The following is a 17,845-nucleotide window of genomic DNA, read 5'->3' as shown; positions in this document are numbered from 1 at the left end:
AACTTTTTATCAAACTGGCACTATTGGTGCTCTAGCGATCCCCTTGGCGACGGCGCTCCACCAGCGGCACCAGATAGACCGGTACGCGGGACAGTTGCAGGACGCGCGCCGCGGTCCGACCCAGCGGCGTTTCCGCGCCAGCCCCATGGCTGTGGCTACCCAGGATCAACAAATCCACCGAGAGTTTCTGCGCCTGGTCGAGAATCACCTGCGACGGATCACCCTGCAGCACCCGCACAGCACGAATCAGCTCCAGATCCTGTGCGCCCTCCCCCCCCAATTCTTCACGAAAACTGTCGAGCACCCGCTGCTCGATATTGGCAATGACCGTGTTCAGGCCCTGACTGTGAAATTCGTTCAACGCTTGCTCATCAAGGTAACTCTGAAGCACCGACTCAGCGAACAGCCCCATGGGTTCAACCGCGTGCACCACGTAGAGATCGGCATTGAAGGTCCGTGCCAATGCCAAGGCATGCTGCATCACTAGCGGTGCGTACAGGCCGAGGTCAGTGGCATACAGCATCGAATGAATCATATGACCTCCTCGAGTGCCAACATGGCGCAGACTTGAATCAGCTTAGCAGTGCCTTGGCGAGTACGACGCCCCGCGCAACACGTTGATCGGCGGGCTTAAACCTTTTGCTCGTTGCTTATGCCATGGGGGACATGACCGGTGGCGACGACTTCGCGGGCCAGTTCGCAATGACCGGCCTGATCGTCGAAAAACACGTCGGCGGCGAAGGCCTCGAGAAAGGCCGATTTGGTCAGGCCGCCGAGAAACAGCGATTCGTCCAGGCGAATGTCCCATTCGCGCAAGGTGCGGATCACCCGCTCATGGGCCGGCGCCGACCGCGCCGTCACCAGGGCCGTGCGGATAGGACAGGCATCGTCCGGGAACTCGCGCTGCAACAGATTGAGGGCGGCGAGGAAGCCTTTGAACGGCCCACCGCGCAACGGCTCGCGGGCCGCCTCGCGTTCGCTGGCCTGGAACGCTTCCAGACCAGCGGCCTGATAGACGCGCTCCGACTCGTCGGAAAACAGCACCGCATCACCGTCAAAGGCGATGCGCAATTCATCACTGGCCGCACGGCTGGCGCCTCCCGACAGAATGGTCGCCGCGGCAAAGCCGGCGTCCAGCGCATTGCGCACGTCCTCGGCATGGGTCGACAAAAACAAATCGCAACCAAACGCCTTGAGGTACGGATAGGGACTACGACCACCGACAAACGCTGCGCGGGAAATCGCCAGTCCATAGTGATGGATCGAGTTGAACACCCGCAGGCCGGTGTCGGCACTGTTGCGCGACACCAGGATCACCTCGACCCGGGCACGGCCGAGGCTGGCATTGAGATTGAGGAGTTTTTGCACCAGCGGGAAGGCATCGCCGGGTTCGAGGATCTCGTCCTCATGTTCGATCTGATACTGCCGGTAAGCTTCGACGCCACTCGACAGGTAGACCTTGTGGCTTTCACTCAGGTCGAACAACGCTCGCGAGGAAATCGCCAGCACCAGCTTGTCGTCAATTGCCTTTGGCATGCCCTTCCCCCATTGGTGGGTCGACTCAGGTGTTGCGTCGATCGATAAAACTCAGACTGCGATACAACGCCTCGATGCGCGGCAGCTCACACCCCGCCGCTTTGGCCGCCGCCAGTGGACGGGTGTAAATGGCCGCCAGCTCCAGCGGGCGCTTGTGCAGGAAGTCGTGATACATGCTGGGCCAGTAATCGGGCATTCTCTCGGTGACCATGAACAAATGTTCGGCATAGCCCGCCGGAATATCGTGACCGCAAGCGGTGGCGCCCAGGACCACTTCGGCCATCAGTGCCCTGATCAACTCGCGGCTGTCGGCATCGGCCATCAACGGCGTAGTGCTCGCCCCCAGTAAAACCGACAAACCGTTATAGGGAACATTCCAGACCAGTTTTTGCCAGCGCGCCTGATGCAAATTCGCCATCGCCTGGGAATCGATACCGGCGGCACGGAACAGTCCGACACCTTCCTCGACAATCGCCGCACGCGCCGTCGCATCGGCCGCAGGACCGCTGTGGAAGCCGACATGCACCGCGCCGAGCGCCTGATGGGTAATGACGCCGGGACCTTCGCGATGAACGCAGATGTAACAGAGGCCACCGAGTACATGCAGCGAATCGGGAAGCCGTTCACGCAGGCTGTCTTCGACGTCCAGGCCATTTTGCAGCAGCAATACTTTGGCATTCGGTGCCGCGGCTTGAAGAATGGCGGGTGCCAGGTCCGCATTGCTGGTGGTTTTCGTCCCGACCAGCAGCCAGTCGCACGGCGGCATGTCTTCGGCCGTCGAATAGGCCTGCACCGGACTCAACGTCATGGCACCGTAGGGCGCACTGTCTACGTGCAGCCCGCGCTCGGCCACCGCGGAAAACTCGCTGCGCAGCAGGAAATGCACATCGAAACCGGCACGCGCCAGCATCACCCCGTAGAACCCGCCGATTGCACCGGTCCCGATAATGCCGATTGTCGGCTTGGCAACCGCCCCCATCATGGCAACTCCTCTGCTGTTCGGCTCAATGCCTTGCGCACCGCTCGATTGAGCTCGTTGTCTGTCAGGCGCGAATTCAATGCTCCAAAAAACTCACCGTCGCGCACGACAAACAGCGCCGGCAAATGAAAGACCTGATAACGCTCGACCACCCCGCCATTGTTTCCGGCGTCGATCCAGCACAGCCGATCGACGGCCAGATCGAGAGAGGGCAATCGCTCACGGGCAAAACGACAACTGGAACAGCCCACGCTGGTGAAAATAACCAGCGATACACCGCTCATCGTCAGCAGCCGTTGGTCGGCGTCGAAATCGGTCAGTTCCAATTCGACCACTATACTGGGGGAAACGCTGTCAGATGGCCGACACATGGAGTCCGTGTTCATGGGACGATTCATTCCTCATCCTGATGAAGTGCCCGTCGAATTAACGTTGCTGACACCTGAGTGTATTTCACGGCAACAATTGCACACTACCAGCCTCGGGGGCATGGCTTGCAATTATCATCGCGCCTGGCGCCATGGTACGGCGCTGGAAGTGCGCATGCCGACCCTGAACCCCGACATGCGAATTCCAGGCTACGTGGCCTGGTGCCTGCGACGCAAACATGGCTATCTGGTGGGTATTGCCTTCGTGGACGAGCAGACGTTGTTCAGCGCCCGGATGGGCGAGCAGGTATGCCAGATCGAGCGCTTCTGCCGCCAGCATGACGCACACAGCGACCTGCAGGAAGTTCAGGCGCTGGCCCTCGAGTGGGTTCAGGAGCATGCCGACGAGTTCTCCGATGACACGGTTCACAGAGCATTTGCGCAATCAATGCTCGATTAAACCGCCCCCTGCCCATTGTCGAGCCACGGTGTAACGCGCTAAGGTTCCGCTCCCCGACGCGCTTAATTTGCTGTGCTCCGCCGCGCGGGTTCGCTGGCGGCCGGCACCCGTGACCTGACGAGTAAACGATGGCTGATTTACCGATCAACGACCTAAACGTCGCCTCCAACGAGACTCTGATCACCCCCGATCAGCTCAAGCGCGATATCCCCCTGAGCGACGCCGCCCTGCGCACCGTCACCAAGGGCCGCGAAGTCATTCGCAATATTCTTGATGGCACCGACCATCGCCTGTTCGTGGTCATCGGGCCTTGCTCGATCCACGACATCAAGGCAGCGCACGAATACGCCGAGCGCCTCAAGGCACTTGCCGCGGAAGTGTCCGATACCCTGTATCTGGTCATGCGCGTGTACTTCGAGAAGCCACGCACCACCGTCGGCTGGAAAGGCCTGATCAACGACCCGTACCTGGATGACTCGTTCAAGATCCAGGACGGTCTGCACATTGGTCGCCAACTGCTGCTGGACCTGGCCGAAATGGGCCTGCCTACCGCCACCGAAGCCCTCGACCCGATCTCCCCGCAATACTTGCAGGACCTGATCAGTTGGTCGGCCATCGGCGCGCGCACCACAGAATCCCAGACTCACCGCGAAATGGCCTCCGGCTTGTCCTCGGCCGTCGGCTTCAAGAACGGCACCGATGGCGGCCTGACCGTGGCGATCAACGCCTTGCAATCGGTTTCCAGCCCGCACCGTTTCCTGGGTATCAACCAGGAAGGTGGCGTGTCGATCGTGACCACCAAGGGCAACGCCTACGGTCACGTGGTTCTGCGCGGTGGCAACGGCAAGCCGAACTACGATTCGGTCAGCGTCGCCCTCTGCGAGCAGGCGCTGGACAAAGCGAAGATCAAGCCGAACATCATGGTCGATTGCAGCCACGCCAACTCCAACAAGGACCCGGCCCTGCAGCCGCTGGTGATGGAAAACGTCGCCAACCAGATCCTCGAAGGTAACAAGTCGATCATTGGCCTGATGGTCGAAAGCCATCTGAACTGGGGTTGCCAGGCCATTCCGAAAGACCTCGCCGACCTGAAATATGGCGTGTCGATCACCGATGCCTGCATCGACTGGTCGGCCACCGAAACGACCTTGCGCAGCATGCACGCCAAGCTCAAGGATGTGCTGCCTAAACGCGATCGCTCCTGATCGCGCCATTGGCTGCAGACAAAAAAACGCCGGGCTGAACCCGGCGTTTTTTTATGCGTTCGTTTTTTTCAAGCTTACTGGCTCAGCTTGGCGGCATGCCGCTGGTGACGCTCCATGTAGCGCTCGACGTAGGAGCACGATGGAATGACGGTGTAGCCCATTTCCTCGGCGTACTGCAGCGCCTGTTCGGTCAGCGCCGCCGCAATGCCACGACCACGCAATGCGTTGGGCACAAAGGTGCGATAGATATCCAGGGTCTGTTTCCCCAGATCCATATAGGTCAGGTAGGCACGATGACCGTCCACATTGGTCTCGAACTGATGACCAGCCTGGTCATGGTGGATGGACAACGCCTCGCTCATCACTACTCCTCGCGGGTCTTGGATTTCGACCCCTACCTTACCGATGTTTTTCCGGCGAAGAAACATCTACGCCACCCCGTGCCTGAATGGACACCGAGAAGAGCTACACCGATCTCGCGCAACCGAGCACGTACAAATAGTAGGCACCATTGGCAAAAATGCTCAAGGTGCACTCGTCATCATGCTGGTTGGCGGGTGCCGCTCCGGGTGACGCAGGGCTGGCTCGACCGAAGATCGCCCCAAGGTCGATAGCCTGAACATTGCCGGATGTTGAGACTTAAGACGAACGCCCTTTGTTAAAGTCACCTGAAGATAGAGAAAGATATGAGAGACGCCACCCAAGATCCGAACAAAAGTGTAGACGAATCCATCTAGACACTCTTCAGCCAAGACAGAGGAAAAGTGCTACGAGAGCGGTAAGCTTTTCCTCATTGGATCGCTCAGCTCGGGCATTGCAGCTGTATATTTTTTAAACAGAGCAGTTAAAAGTTGCTCGAAAAAGAATCAACGCCTACAATTTTTTTGGCTTCTTGCTTTACGTCAGTTTACTTACGACTAGTAATGGGTAGTATGTACGCCGGCTAATTCCTCACTGTGAGGAGATAGCTAATTTAATGGAAAGTCCTTGAAGGGGAACACGATGAACAACGTTCTGAAATTCTCTGCTCTGGCCTTGGCCGCAGTTCTGGCTACCGGTTGCAGCAGCGCATCGAAAGAAACCGAAGCACGTCTGACTGCTACTGAAGACGCAGCAGCTCGCTCCCAAGCTCGTGCAGACGAAGCTTACCGTAAAGCTGATGAAGCTCTGGCTGCTGCTCAAAAAGCACAACAGACTGCTGACGAAGCTAACGAGCGTGCTCTGCGCATGCTGGACAAAGCTAGCCGCAAGTAATAATCCTTCGGGATTGTTATCAAGCCGACCCATTTTTGGGTCGGCTTTTTTATTGCCCGGCGTTTGTCGCAAGCAATAAAAAACCCGCCGACGCGGCCTGCGTCGGCGGGTCCTTTTTCCAGGCTTACTGCATCGGGTCGAGCGGAGCGCTTGTGACCATCGGCGCGGAAGTGCTCGGCACGGCGATTTCCACCGGCAGGCCGTCTTCAGCGGCAACGACGTCACGCACCACATCCCAGTTCATGCGCAGATTGTTGGTAATGTCTTCACGCTTGAGCATCGCGTTGATGACCGCCGTGTGCTTGTCGACCACCGAAGGGTTGCCATTGTCATCCAGCGGGGTGTGCGCTTCGAGATACACCTTGCCGCCACTGACGCCGAACTTGTACGGGTCATTGATAATCCGCACCGACGTACCGACCGGCACCATGCTCGCCATTTCCAGCACGTTGTTGTTGAACATGCGGAAGCAGCCGTGGCTGGTGCGCATGCCGATGCCGAACTTCTTGTTCGAGCCGTGAATCAGGTAGCCCGGAGTGCCCAGGCTGAATTTGAACGGCCCCAGCGGGTTATCCGGGCCCGCCGGCACCACGTTCGGCAACGGATCACCGTCGGCGGCGTGCTCTGCCTTGATCGACGCTGGAGGCGTCCAGGTCGGGTTAGGCGTTTTCGCGGTGATGGTGGTGTGGGCGATGGGTGAGCCCCAGCCCTCACGCCCGATACCCAGCGGGAAGGTGTACACCACATTCTTGCCTTTCGGGTAGTAGTAGAGGCGGTATTCGGCCAGGTTGATCACAATGCCTTCACGCGGACCCGGCGGCAGGATGAAACGGGTCGGCAGGATGACTTCGGTACCGGCACCCGGCAGCCAGGCGTCGACGCCCGGGTTGGCCGCGACCATTTCCGTGTAGCCCAGGTCGTAGGTGGTACCAAGGTCGGCGAAGGTGTCTTCGTACTTGGCCTTGATGACTTGCACCTGGCCGACGATATCTTCACCGGGCGGTGGTAGTGGCAGCTCCAATGCTGCAACAGGACCCGCCACACAGAGGGCGGCAAGTGTCAGGCAGCGGGTGACGGCAGGAAAGCGCGGCAACATCCGGAAAATCCTTCGCATGATCAACAGAGGGTATAAGGACGAGATTGTACACCGACGCCCGTTATTTCGGGGAGTTGGCCGATAGCTTGCTATCGTTGATGATTTACAGCTCGAACCGCAACTCTGGCCAGATCGGCGAAGTGCCGCGCTTTTGCGACTCGAGAATCGCTCGACACAACGAGCACAGGCGCTGGTCCTGAAACACCCGGCGATCGACACTCGACCAGCGTGGCTGCGCCGGCAACAGGCTGCCGCACAAGGTACGGTCCGCCGAGCCGCCCAACTCCAGCTGACGCGCCACCAGATGCACCCGCACTTCCTGGCAGGCGAACAGATCCAGCTGTTCGTCAGGCTCGATCAGTTGATAGGCAAAAAGTGACCAGGCGGGACGCGGCATCGGGGGCTCCAAATCGGGGGCGCCACCTTAGCCGAAAGCCCGCGCCTAGAAAAGAGTCATAACAGCGGTTTTAGGGTAGGCCAGACATTCTCCAGCAACTTGTCCTGGGCCCCGGCCGCCGGGTGTATGCCGTCGGCCTGCATCAAGTCCGGATGACCGCCCACGCCGTCGAGGAAAAACGGTACCAGCGGGATGTTTTTCTCGGTGGCCAGATTGCTGTAGACCTCGGCGAAGGCATCGGTATAGCGCTTGCCATAATTGGCCGGCAGCTGCATGCCGAGCAACAGCACCTTGGCACCGCTGGCACGGGAGCTGTCGATCATTGAGGCAAGATTTTGTTGCAATTGAGTGGGCGGCATTCCGCGCAGACCATCGTTACCCCCAAGTTCGAGGATCACCAACTCCGGCTTATGCTCTGCAAGCAGCGCTGGCAGGCGTGCCTGGCCTCCGGCACTGGTGTCGCCACTGATGGACGCATTGAACACCGTGTCGTCAAAACCTTCGCGCTTGAGCCGCTGTTCAAGCAGCGACACCCACCCCACCCGGGTATCCAGGCCGAAACCGGCGCTGATACTATCGCCAACGATCAGGACTGTACCCGCCGCTGCGTTCTGGGCCATGCACATCAAGGCCAGGCCAGCACTCAAAAACCACACACGCATCGGATTCTCCATGGGCGCAAGCATTCTCACCGCGAAGAACCTCAGCAAAGTGGTCCCCAGCGCGGAAGGTGAACTGACTATCCTGCACGAACTCAGCCTGGAACTGAACAAGGGGGACAGCCTGGCCATCGTCGGTGCCTCCGGCTCCGGCAAATCCACCCTCCTCGGCCTGCTCGCCGGACTCGACCTGCCGAGCAGTGGTGAAGTCACCCTCGCCGGGCAAAGCCTGAGCCACCTCGACGAAGACCAGCGCGCCCGCATTCGTGCCGAGCACGTGGGTTTCGTCTTCCAGTCATTTCAGTTGCTCGACAGCCTCAATGCCCTGGAAAACGTCATGTTGCCGCTGGAACTCGACGGCCGCAAAGATGCCCGCGAACGCGCCACCGAATTGCTCGAGCGCGTGGGCCTTGGCCAGCGCCTGACCCACTCGCCACGCCAGCTCTCCGGCGGCGAACAGCAGCGCGTGGCGATTGCCCGTGCGTTTGCCGCCGAACCAGACGTGCTGTTTGCCGATGAACCGACCGGCAACCTCGACAGCCACACTGGCGAGCGCATCAGCGACTTGCTGTTCGAACTCAACAAGGAACGCGGCACGACCCTGGTGCTGGTGACCCACGACGAACGCCTGGCACACCGTTGCCGGCGCCTGATCCGCCTCGAAGCCGGCCTGCTGGTCGCCCCCCTGGAGCCTTGATGGCACGCTTGCCGTTTGTGCGCCTGTTCAGCCTCGCCATTCGCCAATTAATGCGCGATGCCCGCGCCGGCGAATTGCGCGTATTGTTTTTCGCCTTGGTGGTGGCCGTGGCCGCGAGCACTGCCATCGGTTATTTTGGCGCCCGCCTGAACGGCGCCATGATGTTGCGCGCCACCGAGTTTCTCGGCGCCGACCTGCTGCTCGAAGGCAGCTCACCGGCGCGCCCGGAGCAGATAAGAAGCGGCACCGATCTGGGCCTCGAACATGCGCAAGTGGTGGAGTTTTCCAGCGTCATCGCCACCGACAATGGCATTCAGTTGTCGAGTATCAAGGCGGCGGATAGTGTCTACCCATTGCGCGGCGAACTGAAAAGCGCCCCTGCCCCATTCGCCCCGGAAACGTCCGGAGGCGGGCCGAAACCCGGCGAAGCCTGGGTCGAATCACGATTGCTGACCGCGTTGAACCTGAAGATCGGCGACAGCATCGATGTCGGCATGAAACCCCTGACCCTGGCGCGGGTACTGACCTATGAACCCGACCGTGCCGGCAACTTCTACAGCCTGACGCCACGGGTGCTGATCAATCTCGACGACCTTGCGGCAACCGGCGTGGTGCAGCCCGGCAGTCGGGTCAGTTATCGCGAGCTCTGGCGTGGCAATGCCCGGGCACTGGAAACCTATCGCCAACTGATCAAGCCTGGCCTGGCAGCCAACCAGCGCATCCAGGATGCCCGCGATGGCAACCGGCAGATCGGCGGTGCGCTCGGCAAGGCCGAACGTTATCTGAACATGGCCAGTCTGGTGGCGGTCTTGCTCGCCGGAGTGGCGGTGGCATTGTCGGCGACACGCTTCGCCACCCGCCGCTTCGATGCCAGCGCGCTGCTGCGCTGCCTGGGCCTGTCCCGGCGCGAAACCATGGTGCTGTTCAGTTTGCAATTGACCGTACTCGGATTGCTCGCGAGCATCAGCGGCGCCGCGATCGGCTGGCTGGCGCAACTGGGGTTATTTGCCTTGCTGCATGACTTGTTGCCCAGCGACGTGCCACCGGGCGGCCTGTTCCCGGCCTTTGCCGGAATCGGTACCGGGCTGGTGGCATTGGCCGGGTTTGCCTTGCCCCCATTGGCGGCGCTGGGCCGGGTGCCACCGTTGCGGGTGTTGCGTCGCGACATGCTGCCCATTCCATCCAGCACCTGGATGGTTTACGGCGCGGCGTTGGCCGCATTGGGTCTGATCATGTGGCGCCTGAGCCTGGATCTGCTGCTGACGTTTGCCCTGCTGGGCGGCGGCATGATTGCCGCGCTGGTGTTGGGTGGCCTGCTGTTACTGCTGCTGAAAAGCCTGCGACGCATGCTCGCCCGAGCCTCCCTGCCGTGGCGCCTCGGTCTGGGCCAATTGTTGCGTCACCCGCTGGCGGCCGCAGGCCAGTCCCTGGCGTTCGGCTTGATCCTGCTGTCGATGACGTTGATCGCCCTGCTTCGCGGCGAGTTGCTGGACACCTGGCAAAACCAGTTACCCAAAAATGCGCCGAACTATTTCGCGTTGAACATCCTGCCTGCGGATAAACAGGCCTTTACCGATCGCCTGATCTCACTGTCGGCGCAATCGGCCCCGCTCTACCCGGTCGTGCCGGGTCGGCTGATCAGCATCAACGGTGAACCGGTGCAGCAAATCGTCAGCAAGGATTCGGCCGGTGATCGAGCGATCCAGCGCGATCTGAGCCTGACCTGGGCGGCGGACCTGCCGGCAGGCAACAAGCTCACCGCGGGCAACTGGTGGCAAGACCAGATTCCGGACGAGGTGCCTGGCGTATCGGTGGAAGGCAAGGTCGCCGAAAGCCTGAAGCTGAAGCTCGGCGACCACATGGTGTTCAGCGTCGGCGGGGTCAACCGCGAGGCGAAGGTCACCAGCCTGCGGGAAATCAACTGGGACAACTTCCAGCCGAATTTCTTCATGATCTTCCAGCCCGGCACCCTCAAGGATCTGCCGGCGACCTATCTGACCAGCTTCTATCTGTCAGCGGGCCACGATCAGCAGATTGTCGATCTGTCCCGCAGCTTTCCGGCGGTGACCATCCTGCAGGTCGAAGCGTTGCTGGAGCAACTGCGCAGCATCCTCGCCCAAGTCACGCTGGCGGTGGAATACGTGTTGTTGTTCGTGCTGGCGGCTGGCATGGCGGTGTTGTTTTCCGGCCTGCAGGCGACGCTGGATGAACGCATTCGTCAGGGCGCGCTGCTGCGGGCGCTGGGAGCGGAACGCCAGTTGCTGGTCAAGGCGCGGCGGATCGAATTTGGTTTGCTGGGCGCCGTCAGCGGATTACTGGCCGCGCTGGGGTCGGAAGTCGTGAGTCTGGTGCTCTACCGGTTCGCCTTTGACCTGCCTTGGCATCCGCACCCATGGCTGTTGCTGCTGCCACTGATCGGAGCCGTGCTGATCGGCGGCGCCGGCGTGTTCGGCACTCGTCGCGCCTTGAACGCCAGCCCCCTGACAGTCCTGCGCGAGGGTTGATCCATCAACCCTCCTCCCCTCCATGAAGATGCCGTTATCCGAGTGTTTCATCCTGTTTTCGGTATGAAATTTCATTGATCCACCACAGCACTTCCCCACTGGGGGTCTGCACAACGGCCTCGTCCCCCACCTCTTTCTTCAACAACGCACGGGCCATGGGGGAATCTATCGAGATGTAATCGTTGCGACCGTAGATCTCGTCATACCCCACGACCCTGAATTTTTTGATATCCCCGGCCTCGTTTTCGATCTCGACCCAAGCCCCGAAGAACACCTTTCCTTCCTGCTCGGGTGAATACTCGACAACCCGTACATCCTCGAGACGTTTGCGAAGGTATCGGACTCGCCGATCAATTTCCCGAAGCAGCTTTTTGTTGTACTGATAATCCGCGTTTTCACTGCGGTCGCCGAGCGATGCCGCCCAGGTGACCTTGCGCGTCGTGTCGGGGCGCTTTTCTCGCCAAAGGAAATCAAGCTCCTGCTTCAAAGCCTCATGACCTTCCTTCGTGATGATGTTGGTGCTCAAGACGGGCCTCTCACTTACGGTTATCCGGGCACGATTGTGTAGCGCCCTGTCCACAGGTTCACAGCAAAAACGCCAGCATCCCGGCGCGTTCGTATCATAACTTCAGCCAGCAGCATTCAGGTAAACCGCATCAGGGATGAACCTTAGACGCTCTTGGCTATACAGGTTGTGTGTCGCTTATACGGCCCACACCGGGAGCCAATGACACGGAGAAGAGTGACGACCATTGTCAGTCGGTTTTTTTCAGCCTATCTTATACAAAACCTATACAAGAAGCGCCGACATGTATAATAAACAGCCGTGGCCACTCACACTGTACTTTGACGGTGAATGCCCGCTCTGCGCTCGGGAAATCAGGTTCCTGAGCCGGCGCGCCATTGACGCCCGACTGCTGTTTGTTGACATCAGTGACGAAGCGTTTGACGCAAAGGCCCTGGGGTTCACTGTCGAGCAAATGCAGTCCTCCCTTCATGCCAGATTCGCCGATGGCCGCTGGATGACGGGCCTGGACGCCACGCTCTGGAGCTGGCGAGCAGCCGGCCTGGGGATTTGGGCCACGCCACTGACATGGCGCGCGATCCGCCCGTTGCTGGCCGTCGGGTATTGGCTGTTCTGCCGCTTACGCCCCCATTTGGCCTGGTTGCCTCATCCGGATGGAAGCCGTCGCTGTCACGACAACCGCTGTGCGCTGCCGGAGCCAAAAGCAGCACCTGTCGAGGGGGCGGCCTTGAACACAAAACAGACCTGGAACGCTTCACCCTGTCATTCGCCCGGCGACAAACCCGGGCCACAGGGGCTTTGACCAAACCCGCGTAAAACCTTGAGTGACCAGCACTCCCCTGTTGCCAGGGGTGTCCCTTTCCTGAAAGGCCGTATGGCTGAGAAAAATCAAAGTGAACCCATCATTAGCCGAGCACTACCGTGAAATTCTCGTCGGCGTCGGCGAGAACCCTGAGCGAGAAGGATTGCTGGACACACCCAAGCGCGCAGCCAAAGCGATGCAATACCTGTGCAACGGCTACACAACGCGCCTGGAGGACGTGATCAACGGCGCCCTGTTCGAATCACAGAACGATGAGATGGTCATCGTGCGCGACATCGAGCTGTATTCACTGTGCGAGCATCACATGCTGCCCTTTATCGGCAAGGCCCATGTGGCCTACCTCCCTACGGGGCGAGTGCTGGGCCTGTCGAAGGTGGCACGAGTGGTCGACATGTTCGCCCGCCGCCTGCAGATACAGGAAAACCTGACCCGGCAAATTGCCGACGCCATCCAGCACATCACCGATGCCGCCGGGGTGGCCGTGGTTATCGAAGCAAAGCACATGTGCATGATGATGCGGGGCGTAGAGAAGCAAAACTCGGTGATGACCTCATCGGTCATGCTCGGCGCCTTTCGCGAGTCGTCCACGACGCGCCAGGAGTTCTTGCAACTGATTGGGCGCCGCCCTTGACTCCCGGCCGGGTATCACCCCTGTCTGCGGGCGAGGCCTGGCCATGAACTGTTATCCCTGATTGACCGCTTGGCCCTTGCCGATAGCGGCAATTTCTTTGCTTGTGACGGCGAACGCCTACCCGGGTAGGCAAGGAGTGCACCTTGAATCTGCAAGCGTTGACCCAGCGGGCCTTGAAGGGTGAAGTCCGTGAACTGGAGCTGCTGTCGCTGGAGGGCGGTTTTTATCTGGCTCGCGTCAGACTGGATCACGGCCAGTTCACTCTGCTGGATGATGCAGCGAAGCCGATGCACCTGCGCTCTGTCAGTCATCTGCGTGAAATGCTGCAGCTTGTCCCGCCCTTTCCCTGCGTGCTGGTGCAGCAATGTGTCCACGATGAGATGTGCGGCGTACGTGAAGGCCCCATCGAGTCGATGCGCATTCCTTTTTCACTGGCTACGCCCTGGTGAACCTGTGACCCCGGCCCCTGCCTCATGAAAAACACTCGTCGGCTGTGCCTGGTCCTGGGCGACCAGTTATCGTTTGATCTGGCCTCATTGAAAGGGCTGGATAGCAAGCTCGATGCGGTGTTGCTGGTAGAGGTGATGGAGGAAGCCAGCCACGTCCCTCATCACCCGCAAAAAATCACACTCATCTTCAGTGCCATGCGCCATTTTGCAGAGGCGTTGCGCCAGCGTGGCATCCATGTGCAATACGTTGCCCTCGATGATCCGCACAACACCGGCTCAGTGCCCGGCGAGCTACGGCGCTGGCAGTCACTGTTGCAGCCGCACGAACTGCACCTGACAGCGTGCGGTGACTGGCGTCTGGAGCAGTCGCTCAAGGATGCCGGGTTACCGATTCAGTGGCATGCCGATACACGCTTTCTCTGTTCCCGTGACGAGTTCTCGGCGTGGGCGAACGGCAAAAAGCAGCTGCGCATGGAATTTTTCTACCGGGAAATGCGGCGCAAGAGTGGCCTGTTGATCAATGGCGATGGTACGCCGGTGGGCGGCGCCTGGAACTTTGATGCAGAAAACCGCAAGGCCTTGCCCAAAGGCGTAAAACCGCCGTACCCGGCACGCTTTGGCGCAGACTCGATCACCCGAGACGTGATGGCACTGGTGGGCAAGCACTTCTCTCACCACTACGGTTCCCTGGATACCTTCGACTATCCCGTGACCCACGCCGAGGCACAGGTGCTGTGGGACTACTTTCTAGACTATGGCCTGGCCGCCTTCGGCGACTATCAGGATGCCATGGCCAGCGACGAACCCTTTCTGTTCCATGCCCGCATCAGCGCTGCGCTCAATATCGGCCTGCTGGACCTGCGTCAGCTGTGCAGTGATGTGGAGGCCGCCTATTGGTCAGGCAGCATTGCGCTGAATGCGGCCGAAGGATTTATCCGGCAACTGATCGGCTGGCGCGAATACGTGCGTGGCGTCTACTGGCTGAAAATGCCGGACTACGCCGACGGCAATCTATTCGGCAACAGCAGGCCGCTGCCGGAGTTCTACTGGACCGGCGACACGCAGATGAACTGCATGCGCCAGGCGATCGGCCAAAGCCTGAAACAGGCCTATGCCCATCACATCCAGAGGCTGATGGTTACCGGCAACTTTGCGCTGATCGCCGGCGTGGCCCCGAGCCAGGTTTGCGACTGGTACCTGGCGATCTACATGGATGCCTTCGACTGGGTCGAACTCCCCAATACACTGGGCATGGTGATGCACGCCGATGGCGGATATCTGGGCTCGAAACCTTACTGCGCCAGCGGTCAATACATAAAACGCATGTCTGACTACTGCCGAGACTGCGTGTACAAGGTGAGTGAAAGCACAAGCGAGGATGCCTGCCCCTTCAACTCGCTCTACTGGCATTTTCTGATGCGTCATCGCGACCTTTTGCGCGGCAATCAACGCATGGCCATGGTTTACAAAAACCTCGAACGCATGCCGGATGCCAAGCAGCAGGCACTCTGGCAACGCGGCCAGGCCCTGCTCGCCAGACTGGACGCAGGGGAATCGCTTTGAGTGAATCGGGATCGGACGAGCCTGTCGCATCATCCGCGATGCGATACCTCGGCGCCCGACGTTCCCGCCTCAGAACTTCAGCGACGAGTGATAAGCCCTTGGCGGGCCACACGGGTCAGTTGCCTGATCACGTCGACCGCCTCGGCGGCGCTGGGCGATTGAATCACCGCCAGATCGAAACTGTCGCTGGCAAACCGGGCCAGGGACTCTCCGTCTTCGACGAACTGGATCAGAAACGCTGCGGGTCCACCGGTACGGCGAGGCCAGCCATCGAGATAACGCAAGAGCGTCGGCTGGTGTTTACCGCCAAGCAGGATTTTTGGATTGCGCTGGGTGAGATGTGCCGTAATCGGCGCGGGGCGTACAACGGGGCTTAGTGCATTCATCGTGTCGTGTCTCTGCCTCAAAAGTCTGCATGGCAGGTGAGAGGCAACACCGAACCAGCGCTTTAGCGGTATTTCGAAGCCTGTTTCAAGCTTCTGACAGCGACTCAATGAGTCACCTGGCGCCCCGCAAGTAGCTGTTTAAATCGGCGCATGGGCAACATCCTATTGAAGCTGACCGGACAGTGTCAAGAATGACACGCAACAAAAAGGCCCGCTCGAAGCGGGCCTTATTCGTTGAGCCAGAGCGGTCAGCCGGCGATGGCGCGGTCGGCTGACAGCTTGCCGGCGCCTTCGATCATCACGGCGATGCTGCCACCCAACAACGCCAGGGCGAACTCATAACCGTTGTTAGCCATAAACAGACCGTTGTGGATATGCACCGAGAAGATGGCGACCAGCGACAGAAAAGTCAGGCCCAGTGCCGCCGGACGAACCAGCAACCCGATGATCAAGGCCAGGCCGGCGAAAAACTCAGTGCCACCCGCCAGTGTCGCCATCAGATAGCCCGGCGCCAGGCCGATGCTTTCCATGTACTGTGCCGTGCCGGCCAGGCCATACCCGCCAAACGCGCCGAAGAGTTTCTGCGAGCCGTGGGCAGCGAAGATGATGCCGACAAAAATTCTCAGAACGGTCAGGCCGTAGCCAGCGCGGGTAAATAGAACCTTGTTAATCAGTGTGCTCATGCTGGGTCATCCTTAGAGAGTATGGGTGGGTTGGCCGCTATATTAATCAGTAAATTTCATGTTAAAAGCGCAAAAAATCCGCCATAACAATCAGTTTATTCGATCACTTTCGTAGGGCAACCTTCTGCCCCTGGGGCTCCAACGACTCCCGCTCCCGATCGAACGCCAAGTAATACTTGTTCACACTATTAACATAGCTGACAGGTCCCATCCCCACCTGCTCCATGGCAATGCGTTCAACCTGAAAAAACCATTGATTCGGATTCAACCCTCGACGCCGCGCCTCGGCGCGCATCCCCTGGACCCGCTCCGGACCGATGTTGTAGGCCGCCAGTACAAACGCCATGCGCTCACGTTCGTTGAGTTTCGGGCTGGAGAAGAACTTGCGGCGAATCATCGCCAGGTACTTGGCGCTGGCCTGCACGTTCGCATCCAGATCCTGAATATTGTTGACCCCTACCCGCTGAGCCGCGGACGGGGTGATCTGCATCAGGCCCGTCGGCCCGCCACCACCTCGAGACGAGGGCTGCAAGGCGGACTCCTTGAACGCCAGTGCCGCCAGGTTCAGCCAGTCGATACCTTGGGCATCCGCGTGTTTCTGCAGCACCGGTCGAAGCTGTTCCAGGCGCTGCCGGTGAGCCTTGGCCAATGGATCGTGCACTTGATACAGGCGCCGATAGATCCGCAGGAAAGCGACATCCTGGTCCGACGGCTTCTTGTAAGTGGTCAGGAAGCGATCGATGCTGGCCCGCAACATCGACGCATCGCGGCGCACGAACCAGAACTCCTCGCCGGGATTGCGGATGTGCACCTGACGATCGAAACGCAACTTCGGCAGAATTTTGCCCCAACGTTCGGCGATCGGTTGTTCGACGATGGTCAGGTGAAAAATCCCGCCCTGAACCATTTCCAGCACATCCTCGACCGCCAGGGTCGGATCGACCCATTCGATCTTCACTGGCGGCAGTTTGTGCAAGGTGAGTTTCTGATTGATCTGGCTGACGGCGTCCCCGGCGGCGCTGCCGGTGGGCAAGGCCAGGGTTTTACCCGAGAGTTGTTCGAGACGGGTGTAGCTGCGCTCGCCTTTTCTGCCGACCAGTACCAGCGGAATACCGCTGGCAATCGGTTGACTTGTGCTGACGGCTTGGGCCGCTTGCATGTCGAGCAGTTCCCCTGGAGCCACCACATCCCCTTCGCCACGCTGCAACGCGCCGAGCAATTGATCCTTGGCTTTGGGAATGATCTTCAGGGTGATTGCCTGACCGTCACGGGCATACCCATTGAGGTATTGCTCGAAGGCGCGCAAGCGATGGTACTCGACGCCGATGGCCTGGCCCTGGACTTCGCCGGAGCTGTTGCGGCTCTGGTTGACCAGCACCCGCAGGACGCGACTGCTGCGGATTTCCGTCAGGTCACGCACCTTACCCGCCGGAGCGGCTTGCAGCGGCCCGGGCAGACGCGCAACCGCCGGCATCGGCAGTAGCAGCGAACAACACAGCAGTAGCAAAACCGAGGAACGCTTCATCCACTCTCCGGAAAGAATTCGGGTTGATCCCATGAGTTTTTTCATGAAATCAAACGAAAAAAACAGAGCGCCTGAAGCGCTGGCAACGGGCGAAAGACTGGCAC

General features: G+C 59.7%; 21 protein-coding genes. 9 read left to right on the top strand and 12 right to left on the bottom strand.

Annotation, left to right across the window (positions count from 1 at the left end):
- Window positions 1–31: 31 nt before the first annotated feature.
- The 4 genes from BLV61_RS24800 to BLV61_RS24785 all read right to left on the bottom strand — a co-directional run bounded on the left by BLV61_RS24800 (window position 32) and on the right by BLV61_RS24785 (window position 2,901).
- Window positions 32–535 carry a universal stress protein gene (locus BLV61_RS24800; protein ID WP_047527168.1) on the bottom strand — a complete coding sequence of 168 codons (504 nt, stop codon included), beginning with the start codon at window positions 533–535 and terminating at the stop codon, window positions 32–34.
- 95 nt (window positions 536–630) lie between these two features.
- Entirely contained in the window at window positions 631–1,536 is a 906-nt protein-coding gene (locus BLV61_RS24795) for a 5'-nucleotidase (protein WP_047527166.1), read from the bottom strand.
- Between the two features lie 25 nt (window positions 1,537–1,561).
- Window positions 1,562–2,518 carry a putative 2-dehydropantoate 2-reductase gene (locus BLV61_RS24790; RefSeq protein ID WP_090468062.1) on the bottom strand — a complete coding sequence of 319 codons (957 nt, stop codon included), beginning with the start codon at window positions 2,516–2,518 and terminating at the stop codon, window positions 1,562–1,564.
- A complete protein-coding gene (locus BLV61_RS24785; protein WP_047527163.1) occupies window positions 2,515–2,901 on the bottom strand; it encodes a thioredoxin family protein in 387 nt (128 codons plus the stop codon). Before BLV61_RS24785 ends, BLV61_RS24790 begins: the two co-directional genes overlap by 4 nt.
- Here BLV61_RS24785 and BLV61_RS24780 point away from each other — a divergent pair.
- Window positions 2,900–3,343, top strand: coding sequence for a PilZ domain-containing protein (locus BLV61_RS24780; RefSeq protein WP_047527162.1), 444 nt, complete (start codon window positions 2,900–2,902; stop codon window positions 3,341–3,343). The two genes, BLV61_RS24785 and BLV61_RS24780, sit on opposite strands and share 2 nt — an antisense overlap.
- 128 nt (window positions 3,344–3,471) lie before the next feature.
- On the top strand, window positions 3,472–4,548 hold the full coding sequence (locus tag BLV61_RS24775; RefSeq protein ID WP_047527160.1) for a 3-deoxy-7-phosphoheptulonate synthase: 1,077 nt from the start codon (window positions 3,472–3,474) through the stop codon (window positions 4,546–4,548).
- A 74-nt stretch (window positions 4,549–4,622) separates the two neighbouring features.
- Here the strand turns inward: BLV61_RS24775 and BLV61_RS24770 are convergent, their stop codons facing one another.
- Window positions 4,623–4,910 (bottom strand): GNAT family N-acetyltransferase, encoded by a 288-nt coding sequence (locus tag BLV61_RS24770; RefSeq protein ID WP_020800382.1) that lies wholly within the window; start codon window positions 4,908–4,910, stop codon window positions 4,623–4,625.
- A gap of 640 nt (window positions 4,911–5,550) precedes the next feature.
- On the opposite strand from BLV61_RS24770, the gene oprI reads away from it, so the two are divergent.
- Window positions 5,551–5,802 (top strand): outer membrane lipoprotei OprI, encoded by a 252-nt coding sequence (gene oprI, locus BLV61_RS24765; protein WP_003199355.1) that lies wholly within the window; start codon window positions 5,551–5,553, stop codon window positions 5,800–5,802.
- A 124-nt stretch (window positions 5,803–5,926) separates the two neighbouring features.
- On the opposite strand, the gene BLV61_RS24760 is transcribed toward oprI, so the two are convergent.
- The 3 genes from BLV61_RS24760 to BLV61_RS24750 form a co-directional block, all read right to left on the bottom strand.
- Window positions 5,927–6,898, bottom strand: a complete 972-nt coding sequence (locus BLV61_RS24760; RefSeq protein ID WP_047527148.1) for a L,D-transpeptidase family protein — start codon at window positions 6,896–6,898, stop codon at window positions 5,927–5,929.
- A 103-nt stretch (window positions 6,899–7,001) separates the two neighbouring features.
- Window positions 7,002–7,295, bottom strand: a complete 294-nt coding sequence (locus BLV61_RS24755) for a hypothetical protein (protein WP_047527147.1) — start codon at window positions 7,293–7,295, stop codon at window positions 7,002–7,004.
- A 56-nt stretch (window positions 7,296–7,351) separates the two neighbouring features.
- Window positions 7,352–7,957: an arylesterase gene (locus BLV61_RS24750; protein WP_090468059.1), complete on the bottom strand. Its 606-nt coding sequence runs from the start codon at window positions 7,955–7,957 to the stop codon at window positions 7,352–7,354.
- A gap of 10 nt (window positions 7,958–7,967) precedes the next feature.
- Here BLV61_RS24750 and BLV61_RS24745 point away from each other — a divergent pair, with 10 nt between their 5' ends.
- Window positions 7,968–8,651, top strand: a complete 684-nt coding sequence (locus tag BLV61_RS24745) for an ABC transporter ATP-binding protein (RefSeq protein WP_047527144.1) — start codon at window positions 7,968–7,970, stop codon at window positions 8,649–8,651.
- Window positions 8,651–11,155 carry an ABC transporter permease gene (locus BLV61_RS24740; protein WP_090468057.1) on the top strand — a complete coding sequence of 835 codons (2,505 nt, stop codon included), beginning with the start codon at window positions 8,651–8,653 and terminating at the stop codon, window positions 11,153–11,155. The genes BLV61_RS24745 and BLV61_RS24740 overlap by 1 nt, the downstream gene beginning before the upstream one ends.
- A 34-nt stretch (window positions 11,156–11,189) precedes the next feature.
- Here the strand turns inward: BLV61_RS24740 and greB are convergent, their stop codons facing one another.
- On the bottom strand, window positions 11,190–11,681 hold the full coding sequence (gene greB / locus BLV61_RS24735) for a transcription elongation factor GreB (RefSeq protein ID WP_047527141.1): 492 nt from the start codon (window positions 11,679–11,681) through the stop codon (window positions 11,190–11,192).
- Window positions 11,682–11,964: 283 nt separating this feature from the next.
- Between greB and BLV61_RS24730 the strand changes: the two genes are divergently transcribed.
- From BLV61_RS24730 to BLV61_RS24715, 4 genes are all read left to right on the top strand, one after another.
- Window positions 11,965–12,483: a thiol-disulfide oxidoreductase DCC family protein gene (locus tag BLV61_RS24730; protein ID WP_090468055.1), complete on the top strand. Its 519-nt coding sequence runs from the start codon at window positions 11,965–11,967 to the stop codon at window positions 12,481–12,483.
- A gap of 91 nt (window positions 12,484–12,574) precedes the next feature.
- Window positions 12,575–13,135 carry a GTP cyclohydrolase I FolE gene (gene folE / locus BLV61_RS24725; protein ID WP_047527140.1) on the top strand — a complete coding sequence of 187 codons (561 nt, stop codon included), beginning with the start codon at window positions 12,575–12,577 and terminating at the stop codon, window positions 13,133–13,135.
- Window positions 13,136–13,278: 143 nt separating this feature from the next.
- Window positions 13,279–13,584 carry a DUF6482 family protein gene (locus BLV61_RS24720; RefSeq protein WP_047527139.1) on the top strand — a complete coding sequence of 102 codons (306 nt, stop codon included), beginning with the start codon at window positions 13,279–13,281 and terminating at the stop codon, window positions 13,582–13,584.
- A gap of 24 nt (window positions 13,585–13,608) precedes the next feature.
- On the top strand, window positions 13,609–15,147 hold the full coding sequence (locus BLV61_RS24715; protein ID WP_090468053.1) for a cryptochrome/photolyase family protein: 1,539 nt from the start codon (window positions 13,609–13,611) through the stop codon (window positions 15,145–15,147).
- 77 nt (window positions 15,148–15,224) lie between these two features.
- On the opposite strand, the gene BLV61_RS24710 is transcribed toward BLV61_RS24715, so the two are convergent.
- From BLV61_RS24710 to BLV61_RS24700, 3 genes are all read right to left on the bottom strand, one after another.
- Entirely contained in the window at window positions 15,225–15,533 is a 309-nt protein-coding gene (locus BLV61_RS24710) for a hypothetical protein (RefSeq protein ID WP_047527136.1), read from the bottom strand.
- A 248-nt stretch (window positions 15,534–15,781) separates the two neighbouring features.
- Window positions 15,782–16,216: a DoxX family protein gene (locus tag BLV61_RS24705; RefSeq protein ID WP_090468051.1), complete on the bottom strand. Its 435-nt coding sequence runs from the start codon at window positions 16,214–16,216 to the stop codon at window positions 15,782–15,784.
- A 103-nt stretch (window positions 16,217–16,319) separates the two neighbouring features.
- On the bottom strand, window positions 16,320–17,741 hold the full coding sequence (locus tag BLV61_RS24700; RefSeq protein ID WP_090468048.1) for an MltF family protein: 1,422 nt from the start codon (window positions 17,739–17,741) through the stop codon (window positions 16,320–16,322).
- Between the last annotated feature and the right edge of the window lie 104 nt (window positions 17,742–17,845).

It is taken from the genome of Pseudomonas mohnii (assembly GCF_900105115.1).
Lineage (GTDB): Bacteria > Pseudomonadota > Gammaproteobacteria > Pseudomonadales > Pseudomonadaceae > Aquipseudomonas > Aquipseudomonas mohnii.
This window is presented reverse-complemented; position numbering and strand designations above follow the sequence as displayed.

Coding starts and splice junctions, on each gene's coding strand:
- BLV61_RS24800 (WP_047527168.1), bottom strand. CDS start 535: ATGATTCATTCGATGCTGTATGCCACTGACCTCGGCCTGTACGCACCG.
- BLV61_RS24795 (WP_047527166.1), bottom strand. CDS start 1,536: ATGCCAAAGGCAATTGACGACAAGCTGGTGCTGGCGATTTCCTCGCGA.
- BLV61_RS24790 (WP_090468062.1), bottom strand. CDS start 2,518: ATGATGGGGGCGGTTGCCAAGCCGACAATCGGCATTATCGGGACCGGT.
- BLV61_RS24780 (WP_047527162.1), top strand. CDS start 2,900: ATGGGACGATTCATTCCTCATCCTGATGAAGTGCCCGTCGAATTAACG.
- BLV61_RS24785 (WP_047527163.1), bottom strand. CDS start 2,901: ATGAACACGGACTCCATGTGTCGGCCATCTGACAGCGTTTCCCCCAGT.
- BLV61_RS24775 (WP_047527160.1), top strand. CDS start 3,472: ATGGCTGATTTACCGATCAACGACCTAAACGTCGCCTCCAACGAGACT.
- BLV61_RS24770 (WP_020800382.1), bottom strand. CDS start 4,910: ATGAGCGAGGCGTTGTCCATCCACCATGACCAGGCTGGTCATCAGTTC.
- oprI (WP_003199355.1), top strand. CDS start 5,551: ATGAACAACGTTCTGAAATTCTCTGCTCTGGCCTTGGCCGCAGTTCTG.
- BLV61_RS24760 (WP_047527148.1), bottom strand. CDS start 6,898: ATGTTGCCGCGCTTTCCTGCCGTCACCCGCTGCCTGACACTTGCCGCC.
- BLV61_RS24755 (WP_047527147.1), bottom strand. CDS start 7,295: ATGCCGCGTCCCGCCTGGTCACTTTTTGCCTATCAACTGATCGAGCCT.
- BLV61_RS24750 (WP_090468059.1), bottom strand. CDS start 7,957: ATGCGTGTGTGGTTTTTGAGTGCTGGCCTGGCCTTGATGTGCATGGCC.
- BLV61_RS24745 (WP_047527144.1), top strand. CDS start 7,968: ATGGGCGCAAGCATTCTCACCGCGAAGAACCTCAGCAAAGTGGTCCCC.
- BLV61_RS24740 (WP_090468057.1), top strand. CDS start 8,651: ATGGCACGCTTGCCGTTTGTGCGCCTGTTCAGCCTCGCCATTCGCCAA.
- BLV61_RS24730 (WP_090468055.1), top strand. CDS start 11,965: ATGTATAATAAACAGCCGTGGCCACTCACACTGTACTTTGACGGTGAA.
- BLV61_RS24715 (WP_090468053.1), top strand. CDS start 13,609: ATGAAAAACACTCGTCGGCTGTGCCTGGTCCTGGGCGACCAGTTATCG.
- BLV61_RS24710 (WP_047527136.1), bottom strand. CDS start 15,533: ATGAATGCACTAAGCCCCGTTGTACGCCCCGCGCCGATTACGGCACAT.
- BLV61_RS24705 (WP_090468051.1), bottom strand. CDS start 16,216: ATGAGCACACTGATTAACAAGGTTCTATTTACCCGCGCTGGCTACGGC.
- BLV61_RS24700 (WP_090468048.1), bottom strand. CDS start 17,741: ATGAAGCGTTCCTCGGTTTTGCTACTGCTGTGTTGTTCGCTGCTACTG.